Raw genomic sequence first — 13,807 nt, forward strand, 5'->3', positions numbered from 1 at the left:
CGGAACTAAAGCACAAAATGTTGTAAAAAAATGAAAGTTTCTTGAGTTCAAGAATCTGAAAATGACATAAACAAAATCTTTATATGAATACTATCAAATCACTGAATAACAGAAATCTAAATGGAGTCTCTTAGGAGATCAACCAAGTGCAATTCGAAACGCACTGGTGTATTCGGCGGCACAATATCTTCAGACCCTTTCGACCCGAAAGCATACGCAGAAGGAAGCCATACTTCACGCCTTTCTCCCCTGCGCATATAGCCAACAGAACGCTCAATTCCTTCGATCACTTGGTCTGGTTTTCCGTAGTCGAAATAGATATACGTCAGGCTATCATCAGCCACATCGAAGACCGTTCCGTCGAGGAAACTTCCAGTAAAACCCAAGATCAAATGATCACCCGCATTTGGTCGATCTCCCTCTCCTTCTTTCAGCACTCTTTGCCATCCTGAACCAAACCAGGTCACACTATCTTTGATGTTGAGCTCCTCTAGTTGAGCCATGATCAATTGTTGGTCTTTGGTGGCTTGAACTTGCGACAGGTATCGTGGACTATTGAAGTATTCCTCTTTGGTGTATGCACTCTGAATCGCAATGATCAATTCAATTCTTGCGGTATCGGCTACCATGATGGAATCAATAGTGTACTCGTCTATGAAAGTTCCTTTGATCTCTGAATACGGCAAATACCATCTGATACTGTCTCCCGATTCCGCGCTAGCGAGTTCATGATTCAAAAACCAATGATCAGCAGGAATCGCCTCTACCGGGCGCACATCATAGCCCAACATGTAGTCATAATGACTGGAAAATCGTTGCGCCATGTACACATTCAACGAAGCTGTGTGGGCATCCCCTACCTTCCGATCACCTTCTCCAAAGGCGCGAAGCTCACGGTAGACGTTCTCTTTACGTTCTTCGAATCCATCAGGCGAAGATTGGCAAGCTGCCAGAAATACGATCAAGAGACACCCTAGAACCCTCATGGAAGCATGGTAAGATCAACCAACAATATCGCATCCTGAGGAATACGTCCTTGATCACCTGTAAGTCCGTAACCAAGACGAGCCGGCCAAATGCTTTGCGCAGAATCTCCCTTCTTAAGCAAGCCGGCCATTTCATGAAGTCCTGGAGGGGCGTCACTCTCTCCAAGAATGAAACTGAAAGGGTCATCTTCGTTTCTGGCGTAGCAAAGGGTGCTATCAAACAACCAAATCTCCATGGCTACGCGAACTATATCTCCCTTGCTGAGACTATCTCCTACCTCACTTGAACTTACTGCATAGCGCAGTCCAGTGGGCGTTTTCTGATATGATAACGCATGCTCCGATAAGTATGAGGTGATCAATGAATCCTCGGCCAACATCTTGTTGCGATTATAATCAATGAGCTGCTCGCGTAATTCAGCCTCGTTCACCGGTGGAGGTGTTGGTCGATCTTCTCCACAAGATTGAACAGAAAGGATGACAGAAATGATTCCAAAAACTAGGAGTCTCATAGGTCGTAGTTAAGCTCTTCTTTATACTGAGGAAGGATCTCATTGAACTGCTGTACAACGGCTTCCAAGGGCTTTGTAGTGGCTCCTCCAGCAGCATTGTTGTGTCCGCCGCCGTTGAAATAAGTCGCAGCCACTTCGTTTACCTTGAAGCTTCCTTGTGAACGTAACGACAATTTTACTTCGTTATTCCCTTCACGAATGAAGGCTGCAAAGTTTACTCCTTTGATTGACAACGCCTGATTCACAAGGCCTTCGGTATCACCCGGTCTGTAATTGAATCGTGTCAATTCTTCGGCCGATAGGCTAATGTATGCCGTGCGATATTCAGGTAACACCACCAGTTTCTCACTTAGTGCATAGCCTACCAGACGCAATCGGTCAAGGAGATTCGTATCGTAGACATTGCGATGAATCTGGGCGTGATCTACACCGAGCTTGATGATTTCGGCGGCAATCTGATGTGTTTCTTCATCTACCGATGGGAATCTGAAACTTCCTGAATCGGTCATGATTCCACAATACAAGCATGCACCAATTTCTTTGTCGAGGTAGACGCGATCTCCCATGCGATCAATGAAGCGGAAAATCAACTGTGCGGTCGAACAAGAAGATGTATCCGAGATCAACACATCTGGGAAGTCTTGAGGATGTTGGTGATGGTCAATCAAAATGAAAGACTTCTGACCAATCAACGCCTCCATCGCCCCTCGCATCTTCCCGACGCGTGAAATATCATTGTAATCAAGACAGAAGATCAAATCTGCTTCGTTCAGAAGCGACTCCACTTCCGCTGTGTCCTTGTCGTAATACTTGATATCCTCCGTCCCTGGCATCCAGTTGAGGAAGTCTGCAAATCCATCCGGAAGTACCACAGTGACATCTTTCCCTTTCTTAATCAGGTATTTAGCCAACCCAAGCGAAGAACCAACGGCATCTCCATCAGGCGATTTGTGTGCTGTCACTACAATGCGCTGTGCATGTTGAATCAGCGGAACTGCTTTTAAGTAAGGATCAGTTGTACTGGAAATCATGGCTCAAAGATAGCCAGAGGGCCAGAGCTTTTTCTGGCAAGACTATTGTAAATTTGAACAAGCAACTCCAATGCTTCCACATGAGAACAGTATTCATCCTTCTTTCTGCCGTTGCTATTCTTTCTTTCGCTAGCGCGGAACACAAGTTTTACCATAGCTACACATCGATGCGTCATAATCTGAACACCAATGCGTTCGAGATTGAAATGCGCATCTTCACTGATGACTTGGAAAAAGCGATTGGAGGAGACGAAGAACCCATTCGCTTGGGTTCCGATAAGGAGATTGAAGACGCTGACTACCGTATTGAGAACTACATTCGTGAACGCTTCCATGTGAAAGCGAACGACCAAGAGCTTTACTGGAAGTACTGGGGAATGGAGGTTGACTATGACATCACATGGATCTACCTCGAGATTTCTAACGTTCAGCCCATCAATGTTTTGAGCATTGAAAACCGCATACTATTCGAGCACTTTGAAGACCAAAACAACGAGATCACACTCGAGTACAATGGTTGGACAAAACGTATGCACCTCACCACTGCTGAACCAAAGTCTGTTATTCAGAACTGATGACGAAGAAAGAGAAAGCCGCTTTCGTAATTGAAAGCCTGGAAAAGCTATACCCGGAAACACCTATTCCACTCGACCACAAAGACCCGTATACCTTATTAGTGGCGGTATTATTGAGTGCGCAGTGCACCGATGAACGTGTCAACTTAATTACTCCGAACCTCTTCGAACGAGCTGACAATCCAAAAGACATGCTCAACTTAACAGTAGAAGAAATCAGAGAGATCATCAAACCTTGTGGCTTGTCTCCGGCAAAATCAAAAGCGATCTACGGTCTGAGTGAGATCATCATGAACAAGCACAACGGAGAAGTACCACAATCCTTTGAAGAACTTGAGGAGCTTCCTGGCGTAGGTCATAAGACAGCGAGTGTAGTTATGTCGCAAGCCTTCGGTGTTCCAGCATTCCCTGTTGATACGCATATTCACCGTTTGATGTACCGTTGGGGACTAACCACTGGTAAGAACGTTGATCAGACGGAGAAAGACGCCAAGCGTCTATTCCCAAAAGAAAAGTGGAACTCACTCCACCTTCAGATCATCTTTTACGGAAGAGAGTTCTCTCCTGCCCGTGGTCTTAAGCTTGAAAAAGACTTCATCACGTCTACTATCGGACGTAAGTCAGAAATCAAAAAGTGGACGAAATGAAAATGAAGAAGGGGCTTCGAAACAACTATCGTTCGAACATGCCGCTCTTCGAGCGAATTTCGAAAGACTTTCGCTCATGGTCGCAAGATCGAAAGCACCGCAAATTCCATAAGGGTGAACTGCCGGTTATTGTGACTTGGCCTGATTTCCCTAGTAAGCGGACTACGATTCACAAGATTGCAGACCACCTTCATTTCAGACTGACCAACAAGGCCATGTCGAGTGCAGATATTCTTCTCTTCTTCCATGATCAAACGAAGAAAGAATGGCAAATCGATGGATGGATGAAACACCCGAAACGGGTAAACGAACACTGCAAAGACATCTCTAAGGAAGCAGTAGAACTTGTTCATCAGAACCTTTTAGGCTACGGAACCTTTATTGATCCCTTGAATTTTAATGGAACTGCCGTCATGAAAAGTGACGACAACGCAAAACACGACGGCAAATACATAGAATGTCCGATATCAAGCACTGAGGAAGGGTACATCTACCAAAAAGTACTCAGCAACAAAACCGAGGATGGCCAAGCCGTTGATATTCGCGTGCCTGTTATTGGATTCAAACCTGTCTTGGCTTACCACAAGTTTAAGTCTTGGGATCAACGCTTCACAAATGAAGTGACGCACTCGACTCTTCTCGATCTAAGTGACATATTCTCAGAAGCCGAAGTGGAGCAAATTGGCCTGTTCACTGAGGAGATGGGAGCAGAATTTTGTGAGCTTGATGTCATTCGAGACCAGGGCGATGGTAAAATCTACATCATTGACGTCAATACTACGCCATACGGACCACCTGCTGGTCTCAACGAAAAAGACCGCAACAAAGCAGTGGAACTGCTAAGTGCGGCCTTTCAAAGGTCTTTTGTTGACTAGCTTATTCTTCGCTAGCGAATTTCTCGATTACTTGTTGTGTAACTCCAGTGTTACTGAACCCTCCATCGTGGAATAGGTTCTGCATTGTTACGTAGCGTGTGAAGTCAGAGAACATCATCACGGTGTAATCAGCACATGCTTGAGCGTCTGCATTCCCTAGTGGGCTCATTGACTCAGAGAAGCTGATGAACTCATCAAATCCTTTCACCCCACTTCCGGCTGTGGTAACCGTCGGAGACTGAGAAATCGTGTTCACACGCACTTTCTTGCGCTCTCCGTAGTGGTATCCAAAGCTACGTGTGATCGACTCCAACAATGACTTGGCGTCAGCCATGTCATTGTAATCTGGGAAGATACGCTGCGCAGCAATGTATGTTAGTGCTACTACAGATCCCCAATCATTGATGGCATCCATCTTCATCGCCGCAGAAAGTGTACGGTGCAATGACATCGCGCTCACGTCAAGCGTTTGGTGGTACCACTCATATTTAAGGTCTGTGTAGTGCTTCTTCTTACGAACGTTTGGAGACATCCCGATTGAGTGAAGAACGAAATCGATCTTCCCTCCGAAATGATCCATAGTCTGCTGAAATAAGTTCTCTAGGTCTTCTGAGCTTGTTGCATCTGCAGGTACAACCAGCGCGTTTCCACACTTCTCAGCCAACTTATTGATTTCGCCCATACGCATAGCGATAGGTGCGTTGGTCAATACAAACTCTGCTCCTTGAGCGTAAGCTGTTTCAGCAGTCTTCCATGCAATTGACATATCGTTCAATGCACCGAAGATGATTCCTTTTTTGCCTTTCAGTAATTGATGTGACATAATGGGGTGTTTAATTGGGCGGTAAAGCTACGAGATTATAATAAACCAAAAAGTCCCACACTTTTGCGGGACTCAATGGCTTAAACTGAAAAACTAAAAACTATAAATTACTCATGCGGTTTGCCTCGAAAGGCTAACCTATCTCAACTAACTTTGCTCAGCCTCTCTCATACTGAGCGCCTCAAATATAGGATGAAAATCGTACGATGCAAGAGTAGATTTAACATCTAAATAATATTGCCTTTCCAATAGTGTGATGGGAACACTTTCCCAGGATTCATAATCAGCTTCGGATCGAACACTTTCTTTGTCTCCCACATAAGATCTAAGACATTTGGCTTGAATGCGATATCCATGTAATCCTTTTGTACCAAGCCTATCCCGTGTTCCCCGCTCAACGTGCCGCCGAGCGAAACGACCAATTCGAAGATCGAGCGAATAGCGGAAGGTAGTTCTTTGTCCCACAGCTCGTTACTCATATCTCCCTTCAGAATATTCACATGCAGGTTTCCATCACCTGCATGTCCGTAGCATACACTTTGGAATCCAATAGTCAGTCCAATCTTTTTTATCCCGTGCAATAATACAGGAAGTGCATACCTCGGCACCACGGTGTCTTCTTCCTTATAGATACTCTTCGCCTTTACAGCCTCTCCAACTCTCCTTCTTAGGAACCATAGTTTATCTTTCTGCGCTTGGTCTTCAGCAAACAGAACCTCGCCAGCGCCGTGCTCTTCCACTACAGTCATAATGGTTTCACAGTCAGACATCAGGATTTGCTCATGATTGCCGTCTACTTCAATCAATAGATGTGCTTCTGTATCGTCAGCCAATTCCAGCTCATGTGAACCAGTAAACTCCATGGCCAATTCGATGGCCGCACGCTCCATAAATTCTAGAGCAGAAGGTGTGATTCCTGCCCTGAATATGGCAGAAACGGCTGAACAGGCATCCACGGATGAGGCAAAGGGTACCAAGAGTAGCATGTTGCGCTTTGGCTTTGGAATGAGCTTTAGGGTAGCGCGTGTAATGACCCCGAGGGTACCCTCTGAACCAACCATAAGCTGCGTAAGATTGTAGCCGGTGCTATTCTTTAGGGTATTCGCCCCCGTTTCCATCACCTCTCCATTGGGAAGGACGACCTCCAAATTCAACACCCAATCTTTGGTGACGCCATACTTCACTGCACGAGGTCCACCTGAATTCTCGGCGAGGTTCCCGCCAATCCAACATGTTCCTCGGCTTGCAGGGTCAGGTGCATATAGCAGTGCATGCTCTGCGCAAGCATTTTGAAGTTCTTCTACAATAACCGCCGGCTGTGTAATTACCTGCAGGTTCTTGGTATCGATTTCCAAAATTTGGTTGAGGCGTTTTAAGGATAGTCCTACCCCACCGTATACACTCAGTGCGCCACCGCTGAGGCCTGTCTGACCACCAATTGGAGTCACAGGAATCCCTTGTTCAAAGCAGTAAGCCATCACCTTGCTGACTTCTTCAGTATTCGCCGGAGTAACAACCGCCTCTGGAGGAAAACTCAAGTCTTCAGTTTCATCTCGACCATAGGCTTCTCGCTGATCTAGTGAACTATGGCAATGTTGTTCACCGACAATGGATGAAATAGACCGCAGGTGTGTTTCAGAAATTTTGGTGTACATCTTGTGATTAAATTCGGAAAACGTCTGTAATGCCTATATTCGGACGCCTTGAGCCAAAGATAAACCCTCGCTTGAAATGAAACACCTTTTTGCAATTAGCTTCATCATGCTCTTAGCGCTGCCCTATTCCGCGCTAGCGCAGAAACAAGAACTTTCAAATGAACTCATCTGGTACTCAGGAGAGTTCAGACCAGAATACGTAGGAGGCCTCCGTTCAATGTCAGACGGAGTGCACTACACAAGCCTTGAATACTCGCAGGAAAACGGATCTGAGATTGTGAAGTACTCGTTTGAAACGGGGAAGAAAGTAGCAACACTTGCTACATCAAAAGACATCTTCAATGATGCGAGCACGGGAATAGACGATTACGAATTCAGTGCCGATGAAAAGATGATGTTGATCTCGACCGATACGGAGTCAATTTACCGTCATAGTACACGAGCGAACTACTACGTATATAATATCGAGAAGAAAAGAGCCTTCCCACTGGCTGATGCCAAGTTGGGGAAACAGCGCCTGGCAACTTTCTCTCCGGCTGCTGATAAAGTAGCCTTCATTCGTGAAAACAACATCTTCATTACTGACATTCAGTACCGCACAGAAGTTCAAGTAACGGCTGATGGAAAAGAAAACGTTATCAGCAACGGTGCTACAGACTGGGTGTACGAAGAGGAATTTGGTTTTGACAAAGGAATGTACTGGTCGCCAAACGGAGATCGCTTGGCTTACTACAAGTTCAATGAAGACCGCGTTAAGCAGTTCCAAATGGCCATGTACGGAGAGCTTTACCCTGATCAATACACCTTCAAGTACCCGAAAGCCGGCGAAAAGAATAGTCTCGTCAACATTTTGGTTTACGACCTTGAAGAGGAAATGTCTAAACCAGTAGACATTGGCACTGAGCAAGACATATACATTCCACGCATCAAGTGGACCTTAAACAACAACCGCCTTTGTGTGATGCGTATGAACCGTCACCAGAACCATCTAGAGTTCTTGATGACCAACATCTCTCCTGACGATCCATTCACCATTCCTACGAAAGTGGTATTCGAAGAAAAGGCTGACACTTACATTGAGATCAACGACAACCTCATTTTCTTGGAAGACGGTAAGACCTTCTTGTGGAATTCAGAGCGCGATGGTTACAACCACATCTACCGTTTCGATATGAGCGGAAACGTAGTGAAGCAGCTGACAAAAGGAGAATGGGACGTAATTGAGTTCCTTGGGCTGGATCAAGACAAAGGACAAGTGTTCTATTCTTCTTCTGAGGTGTCTGCCATTGAGCAGCACGTTTACTCAGTGAGCATCAAGCGCGGAAAGAAGAAGCAATTGAGCACGCGCAAAGGTTCGAATAGCGCCGTGTTTAGTGAAGGATGCAAGTATTACATCAACTACCACACTGATGCCAATACACCTTATTACATCTCGCTTCACGACAGCAAAGGGAAAGAGCTTCGTGTATTGAAGGATAACTCAAGTTTGAAGAAGACGCTTAAGAAGTACGACCTAAGTCAAAAGGAATTCTTCACTTTCGATAACCGCAATGGTGACGCCCTGAACTGTTGGATGATCAAACCCGCTGACTTCGATCCAGCGAAGAAGTACCCAGTATACGTAGCCATTTATGGAGGACCTGGACATAACACAGTTTCTGATTCTTGGGGAGGTTCAAATTACCTCTACCACCAGTTACTCGCTCAAAACGGTTACATCGTAGTAAGTGTAGACCCACGTGGAACAATGTACCGCGGACGTGAATTCAAGCACTCAACCTACATGCAACTAGGGAAGTATGAAACAGAAGACTTCATCGACTTCGCAAAGTACATGGGCAATCAAGATTACGTTGATGCTGAACGTATCGGGATCCAGGGATGGAGCTACGGTGGTTACATGACTTCATTGTGTATGACAAAGGGAGCTGAAGTATACACGATGGGTATTGCGGTAGCTCCGGTAACGAACTGGCGTTACTACGACACGATTTACACAGAGCGTTTCATGCGCACACCGCAAGAGAATGCTTCTGGATACGATGACAACTCTCCTATCAACCACGTTGATAAACTAGAAGGTAAGTACTTCCTGATCCACGGAAGCGCGGATGACAATGTGCATTACCAGAATACCATGGAGATGATTGATGCGATGGTGAAAGCCAATAAGCAGTTCGATCTGTTCATTTATCCGAACAAGAATCACGGTATTTACGGAGGGAATACACGCTTGCACCTCTTCACAATGATGCTTGATTATACTCTCGAGAACCTCTAAAACACTGATAGTTAGCGCTGGCGAAATTTGCTAGATTTACGCTGGACGAAAAACACTAACCCTTAATCCAAACATATGAGTACTGCACCTACAGGGCATCCTAAGGGACTGATGACCCTATTCTTCTCTGAAATGTGGGAACGATTCTGTTACTACGGAATGCGTGTTCTCCTCACCTTATACTTGGTTAAATCACTAATGAAAGGTGATGCGGAAGCCAGCATCATTTACGGTGCCTACACCGCGTTGGTATACGCAGCTCCCGTTCTCGGAGGACGTATGGCTGATAAATTCCTTGGATATCGATATGCGATCCTATTGGGTGCTGTCTTGATGTCTATTGGTGAGTTCTTGATCCTTGGAGGTAGCGAAGACTTCCTTCTAATTGGTATGGGGGCCATCATTGTGGGTAACGGGTACTTCAAAGCGAACATATCCACCATTGTAGGTAAGCTCTATCAAGACGGAGATCCTCGACGAGATTCCGGGTTTACCATTTTCTACATTGGTATTAACATTGGAGCCCTGCTCGCCACCACCGTTGTGGCTTATGTAGGTGAAACCTATGGATTCGAGAAAGGGTTCGCCCTCGCTGGATTCGGTATGTTGCTCGGGTTTGCCATCTTCTTCTTCGGACGTAAGAACTACGAAGCTGCAGAAGGTCTTGACATTCGCGAGGCAGGACTTAAGAAAGTTGCTGGTCCGTTGAATGTGGCTGGTTTGATTACCATCGTCTCGCTGTTGATCATCCCAGTATGTTTCTACTTGATCTCATTGGCAGAGTATTTATGGATACTCCTAATCTTGATCTTCGTAGGGGTAGCGGTTCAGCTAATTTCAGCTGGAGCGAAAGAAGGACCTGTATGGCGTGATCGTATGATTGCCTTGGTGATCATGATGATTATTAACGTGGTATTCTGGGCTTGTTTCGAACAAGCTGGAACCTCGCTGACGCTTTTCGCTGACCGTAATGTGAGTCGTGAAATATTTGGCTGGACGATGCCAGCCTCCATGACGCAGTTCTTCAACCCTGCCTTTATTATCCTCTTTGGATCGATCTTCTCGGTGATGTGGGTGAAACTCTCGCAGAAAGGCCGCAACCCATCGATTCCAATGAAGTTCTCTCTCGGTATTCTTCAGCTCGGTCTCGGGTTCTTGATTACCCTTGTAGGTCTTCAATTCGAGAGCGATTTCCAAGTGCCACTATTGACATTGGTATTCCTGTACATGTTACATACAACTGGAGAGCTCTTCCTTTCACCTATTGGTCTTTCAATGGTAACTAAGCTAGCGCCGAAAAACATTGCGGGTACTGCAATGGGTGGGTGGTTCCTATCATTTGCGATGGCGAACTACTTGGCCGGTGCGATTGCTACCTTGACTGGAGGTGAAGAAGGTGGAGAATCACTTTCATTGGCTGAAGGTCTTGAGAAGTACGTTGACACCTTCTCTACCATTGGTTTCGTCCTTGTCGGATTTGCGATTCTAATCGCCGTTCTAAGTAAGCCTTTGACGAAGCTTATGCATGGTGTGGAATAAGCTGAGATTAACATCTTTAAACCATATAGCGCCCTTAGGGGCGCTTTTTTTTTCGGATATTTGAATCGTTACTGGGAATTCCCCGTACACCTTGTTTACCAACGATCTACATCATGAGATTATTATTGACCTCTATTCTATCATTGCTGATGTTTACCGCTGTGGCGCAGCAATCTGAAATTCACTGGATGACCATCGAAGAAGCGCTGGCAGCCCAGAAGAAAGAACCTCGTAAGATCATGATTGACGTTTACACCAAATGGTGTGGGCCTTGTAAAATGATGGAGAAGAACACCTTCTCAAATCCTGATGTAGTGGAGTTCGTAAATGCGAACTACTACGCAGTGAAGTTTGACGCTGAATCACCAGATCCAGTGACATTCCAAGGTCAAGAGTATGCGAACCCAGATTACGTTCCGAACAAAGCCGGACGTAACGGTGTACACCAATTAACTCGCGCAATGCGCGTAAGCGCCTACCCTACTGTTGTCTTCCTTGATGAAGATCAAAAGATGATCACTGGGGTGCGAGGAATGCAGAGTCCGCAGCAGATTGAAATGTACCTGCGATTCTTTGCAGACGACGGTCATAAAGCAGAAAACACACAACAGGCTTGGGAAGATTATCGAGACAACTTTAAACCAACTTTCCAATAGACTGTTATATGAGATTTGAGGCGTACACCGCCTCATTTTTTTTGATGAGAATCATGTGATATTCGCACTTTAATTCTTCCTATATTGCACACCCATTTAGACACCCCAAAAAACCAACAAATAATGAGCGAAACGGCGCGGATTATCCTCAATGGACAGGAATATGAACTCCCCGTTATTGAAGGATCTGAAGGAGAGAAAGCAATTGATATTTCCAAACTACGTGGAATGACGGGGTACATCACCCTTGATTCCGGATTTAAGAACACTGGATCTACCAAGAGCGCAATTACTTTCCTCGACGGTGAAAAAGGAATTCTCCGTTACCGCGGTTATCCGATCGAACAGTTGGCAGAAAAGGCAAGCTTCCTCGAAGTAGCTTACCTCCTCATGTACGGTGAACTTCCGAATGCTGATCAGTTGAGCTACTTCACTGACAGCATCACTCACCACACATTGGTACACGAAGACATGCGTCGCTTCTTCGAAGCGTTCCCTACGGATGCACACCCAATGGGAATTCTTTCGTCGATGATCTCAAGCTTGTCTACGTTCTACCCAGAATCACAGAATCCAAATCGTCCGTTCAAAGACATTGAATTGACGATTCACCGCTTGATCGCAAAGCTACCAACCCTAGCTGCTCAGGCATATAAGAACAACCTAGGTCACCCACTGACGTACCCAGACAACAAGCTCTCATACACTGAGAACTTCTTGAACATGATGTTCGGTCTACCGTCAAATGACTACACTATTGATCCAATTGTCAATGACGCTTTGAACAAGCTTTTGATCCTGCACGCAGATCACGAGCAAAACTGTTCGGCTTCAACAGTGCGTATCGTAGGTTCTTCTCAAGCAAACCTCTACTCTTCTATCTCAGCTGGTATCGCTGCACTTTGGGGTCCACTACACGGTGGTGCTAACCAGGCAGTTATCGAAATGCTTGAGACTATTCGTGAAGATGGTAGCGGTCTCCAAACTTGGGTTGACAAAGCGAAGGATAAGACGGATAGCTTCCGCTTGATGGGCTTCGGACACCGAGTTTACAAGAACTTCGATCCACGAGCTAAGATCATTAAGAAAGCTGCTGACGACGTACTCGCTGCACTAGGAGTAAATGACCCTGTTCTTGACATTGCGAAGGAACTAGAAGAAGTTGCGTTGAAAGACGAATACTTCGTAGCACGCGGTCTATACCCTAACGTAGACTTCTACAGCGGTATCATCTACCGTGCACTCGGTATCCCTACTGAGATGTTTACTGTGATGTTCGCTATCGGTCGTCTACCAGGATGGATCGCACAGTGGAAAGAAATGATCGAAAACGGAGACCCAATTGGTCGTCCACGTCAGATCTACACTGGAGCGAACGCTCGCGACTACGTTCCTGTAGAAAACAGATAATAACTACCTCATTATATGCCCTTCCGGTTTCGGAAGGGCTTTTTTATTCCCTATCATGGCACAAGAAGGCTACGTTAAAACAGAGATCAACGAATCGATCGCAACGATCGAATTCTATCACCCAGCGAGTAACTCACTTCCAGGTCACCTCTTGGCAGCGCTTGCTGAATCAATCACTGAAGCTGGTAAAAATGATGACATCAAGGTGATCATTCTAAAGTCAGCCGGAGACCGTGCATTCTGCGCTGGAGCGAGCTTTGATGAACTCATCGCTATTGACGACGAAGCCACAGGAAAAGCCTTTTTCTCTGGATTCGCGAACGTAATCAACGCTGCTCGTAAGTGTCCGAAACTCATTATCGGCCGTGTGCAAGGGAAAGCCGTTGGTGGCGGTGTAGGAATGGCTAGCGCAGTAGACTACTGTCTAGCTACAAAATTTGCTGCTGTAAAGCTGAGCGAACTAGCAGTAGGTATCGGACCGTTTGTGGTAGGACCAGCCGTAGAGCGTAAAATTGGTACTTCATCAATGAGCCAATTGGCAATCAACGCTACTGAATGGCGCTCGGCAGAATGGGCTGCACAGAAAGGTTTGTACGCTGAGATCTTTGACGATGCTGAAGCCTTAGACCAAGGCGTTTCCGCGCTAGCGAATAAACTAGCTAACAGCAACCCGGAAGCAATGCGTATGTTAAAGGAGATCTTTTGGCAAGGAACAGATCATTGGGACGAACTCCTCATGGAGCGTGCTGCCATGTCAGGAACCTTGGTCCTCTCTGATTTCACGCGAAATGCGATCAACGCATTCAAATCGCGCTAA

The 13,807-nt window shown here is 45.8% G+C and carries 13 protein-coding genes; 8 read left to right on the top strand and 5 right to left on the bottom strand.

Annotated features, from left to right (window positions below):
* Window positions 1–116 precede the first annotated feature (116 nt).
* From RA156_RS08350 to RA156_RS08360, 3 genes are read right to left on the bottom strand one after another with little or no spacing between them, the layout of a single operon-like run.
* Entirely contained in the window at window positions 117–986 is an 870-nt protein-coding gene (locus RA156_RS08350) for an FKBP-type peptidyl-prolyl cis-trans isomerase (RefSeq protein ID WP_306644124.1), read from the bottom strand.
* Complete coding sequence (locus RA156_RS08355) at window positions 983–1,498, bottom strand: FKBP-type peptidyl-prolyl cis-trans isomerase (protein WP_306644125.1); 516 nt, start codon at window positions 1,496–1,498, stop codon at window positions 983–985. The genes RA156_RS08350 and RA156_RS08355 overlap by 4 nt, the downstream gene beginning before the upstream one ends.
* Window positions 1,495–2,529, bottom strand: a complete 1,035-nt coding sequence (locus RA156_RS08360; RefSeq protein WP_306644126.1) for a DHH family phosphoesterase — start codon at window positions 2,527–2,529, stop codon at window positions 1,495–1,497. The genes RA156_RS08355 and RA156_RS08360 overlap by 4 nt, the downstream gene beginning before the upstream one ends.
* 80 nt (window positions 2,530–2,609) lie before the next feature.
* Here RA156_RS08360 and RA156_RS08365 point away from each other — a divergent pair, with 80 nt between their 5' ends.
* From RA156_RS08365 to RA156_RS08375, 3 genes are read left to right on the top strand one after another with little or no spacing between them, the layout of a single operon-like run.
* Entirely contained in the window at window positions 2,610–3,104 is a 495-nt protein-coding gene (locus RA156_RS08365; RefSeq protein ID WP_306644127.1) for a DUF6702 family protein, read from the top strand.
* Window positions 3,104–3,751 (top strand): endonuclease III, encoded by a 648-nt coding sequence (nth, locus tag RA156_RS08370; protein ID WP_306644128.1) that lies wholly within the window; start codon window positions 3,104–3,106, stop codon window positions 3,749–3,751. Before RA156_RS08365 ends, nth begins: the two co-directional genes overlap by 1 nt.
* A complete protein-coding gene (locus tag RA156_RS08375; RefSeq protein ID WP_306644129.1) occupies window positions 3,748–4,626 on the top strand; it encodes an ATP-grasp domain-containing protein in 879 nt (292 codons plus the stop codon). Before nth ends, RA156_RS08375 begins: the two co-directional genes overlap by 4 nt.
* Window position 4,627: 1 nt before the next feature.
* Here RA156_RS08375 and RA156_RS08380 read toward each other — a convergent pair whose 3' ends face one another.
* Together RA156_RS08380 and RA156_RS08385 are read right to left on the bottom strand one after the other, a co-directional pair.
* Entirely contained in the window at window positions 4,628–5,449 is an 822-nt protein-coding gene (locus tag RA156_RS08380; RefSeq protein WP_306644131.1) for an enoyl-ACP reductase FabI, read from the bottom strand.
* A gap of 227 nt (window positions 5,450–5,676) precedes the next feature.
* Window positions 5,677–7,104 carry an FAD-binding oxidoreductase gene (locus RA156_RS08385; RefSeq protein WP_306644132.1) on the bottom strand — a complete coding sequence of 476 codons (1,428 nt, stop codon included), beginning with the start codon at window positions 7,102–7,104 and terminating at the stop codon, window positions 5,677–5,679.
* 76 nt (window positions 7,105–7,180) lie between these two features.
* Here RA156_RS08385 and RA156_RS08390 point away from each other — a divergent pair, with 76 nt between their 5' ends.
* From RA156_RS08390 to RA156_RS08410, 5 genes are all read left to right on the top strand, one after another.
* Window positions 7,181–9,385, top strand: coding sequence for a S9 family peptidase (locus RA156_RS08390; protein ID WP_306644133.1), 2,205 nt, complete (start codon window positions 7,181–7,183; stop codon window positions 9,383–9,385).
* A 75-nt stretch (window positions 9,386–9,460) separates the two neighbouring features.
* Window positions 9,461–10,924, top strand: a complete 1,464-nt coding sequence (locus tag RA156_RS08395; RefSeq protein ID WP_306644134.1) for a peptide MFS transporter — start codon at window positions 9,461–9,463, stop codon at window positions 10,922–10,924.
* Window positions 10,925–11,037: 113 nt separating this feature from the next.
* A complete protein-coding gene (locus tag RA156_RS08400; protein ID WP_306644135.1) occupies window positions 11,038–11,580 on the top strand; it encodes a thioredoxin family protein in 543 nt (180 codons plus the stop codon).
* 123 nt (window positions 11,581–11,703) lie between these two features.
* Complete coding sequence (locus tag RA156_RS08405; protein ID WP_306644136.1) at window positions 11,704–12,990, top strand: citrate synthase; 1,287 nt, start codon at window positions 11,704–11,706, stop codon at window positions 12,988–12,990.
* A gap of 55 nt (window positions 12,991–13,045) precedes the next feature.
* Window positions 13,046–13,807 (top strand): enoyl-CoA hydratase/isomerase family protein, encoded by a 762-nt coding sequence (locus RA156_RS08410; protein ID WP_306644137.1) that lies wholly within the window; start codon window positions 13,046–13,048, stop codon window positions 13,805–13,807.

This window comes from Sanyastnella coralliicola, assembly GCF_030845195.1.
GTDB lineage: Bacteria > Bacteroidota > Bacteroidia > Flavobacteriales_D > Sanyastnellaceae > Sanyastnella > Sanyastnella coralliicola.

What these genes read in the sequence shown, in the direction of transcription:
- RA156_RS08400 (WP_306644135.1), top strand. Translation starts at nt 11,038, where the DNA reads ATGAGATTATTATTGACCTCTATTCTATCATTGCTGATGTTTACCGCT.
- RA156_RS08365 (WP_306644127.1), top strand. Translation starts at nt 2,610, where the DNA reads ATGAGAACAGTATTCATCCTTCTTTCTGCCGTTGCTATTCTTTCTTTC.
- RA156_RS08395 (WP_306644134.1), top strand. Translation starts at nt 9,461, where the DNA reads ATGAGTACTGCACCTACAGGGCATCCTAAGGGACTGATGACCCTATTC.
- RA156_RS08410 (WP_306644137.1), top strand. Translation starts at nt 13,046, where the DNA reads ATGGCACAAGAAGGCTACGTTAAAACAGAGATCAACGAATCGATCGCA.
- RA156_RS08385 (WP_306644132.1), bottom strand. Translation starts at nt 7,104, where the DNA reads ATGTACACCAAAATTTCTGAAACACACCTGCGGTCTATTTCATCCATT.
- RA156_RS08355 (WP_306644125.1), bottom strand. Translation starts at nt 1,498, where the DNA reads ATGAGACTCCTAGTTTTTGGAATCATTTCTGTCATCCTTTCTGTTCAA.
- RA156_RS08380 (WP_306644131.1), bottom strand. Translation starts at nt 5,449, where the DNA reads ATGTCACATCAATTACTGAAAGGCAAAAAAGGAATCATCTTCGGTGCA.
- RA156_RS08360 (WP_306644126.1), bottom strand. Translation starts at nt 2,529, where the DNA reads ATGATTTCCAGTACAACTGATCCTTACTTAAAAGCAGTTCCGCTGATT.
- RA156_RS08390 (WP_306644133.1), top strand. Translation starts at nt 7,181, where the DNA reads ATGAAACACCTTTTTGCAATTAGCTTCATCATGCTCTTAGCGCTGCCC.
- RA156_RS08350 (WP_306644124.1), bottom strand. Translation starts at nt 986, where the DNA reads ATGAGGGTTCTAGGGTGTCTCTTGATCGTATTTCTGGCAGCTTGCCAA.
- RA156_RS08375 (WP_306644129.1), top strand. Translation starts at nt 3,748, where the DNA reads ATGAAAATGAAGAAGGGGCTTCGAAACAACTATCGTTCGAACATGCCG.
- nth (WP_306644128.1), top strand. Translation starts at nt 3,104, where the DNA reads ATGACGAAGAAAGAGAAAGCCGCTTTCGTAATTGAAAGCCTGGAAAAG.
- RA156_RS08405 (WP_306644136.1), top strand. Translation starts at nt 11,704, where the DNA reads ATGAGCGAAACGGCGCGGATTATCCTCAATGGACAGGAATATGAACTC.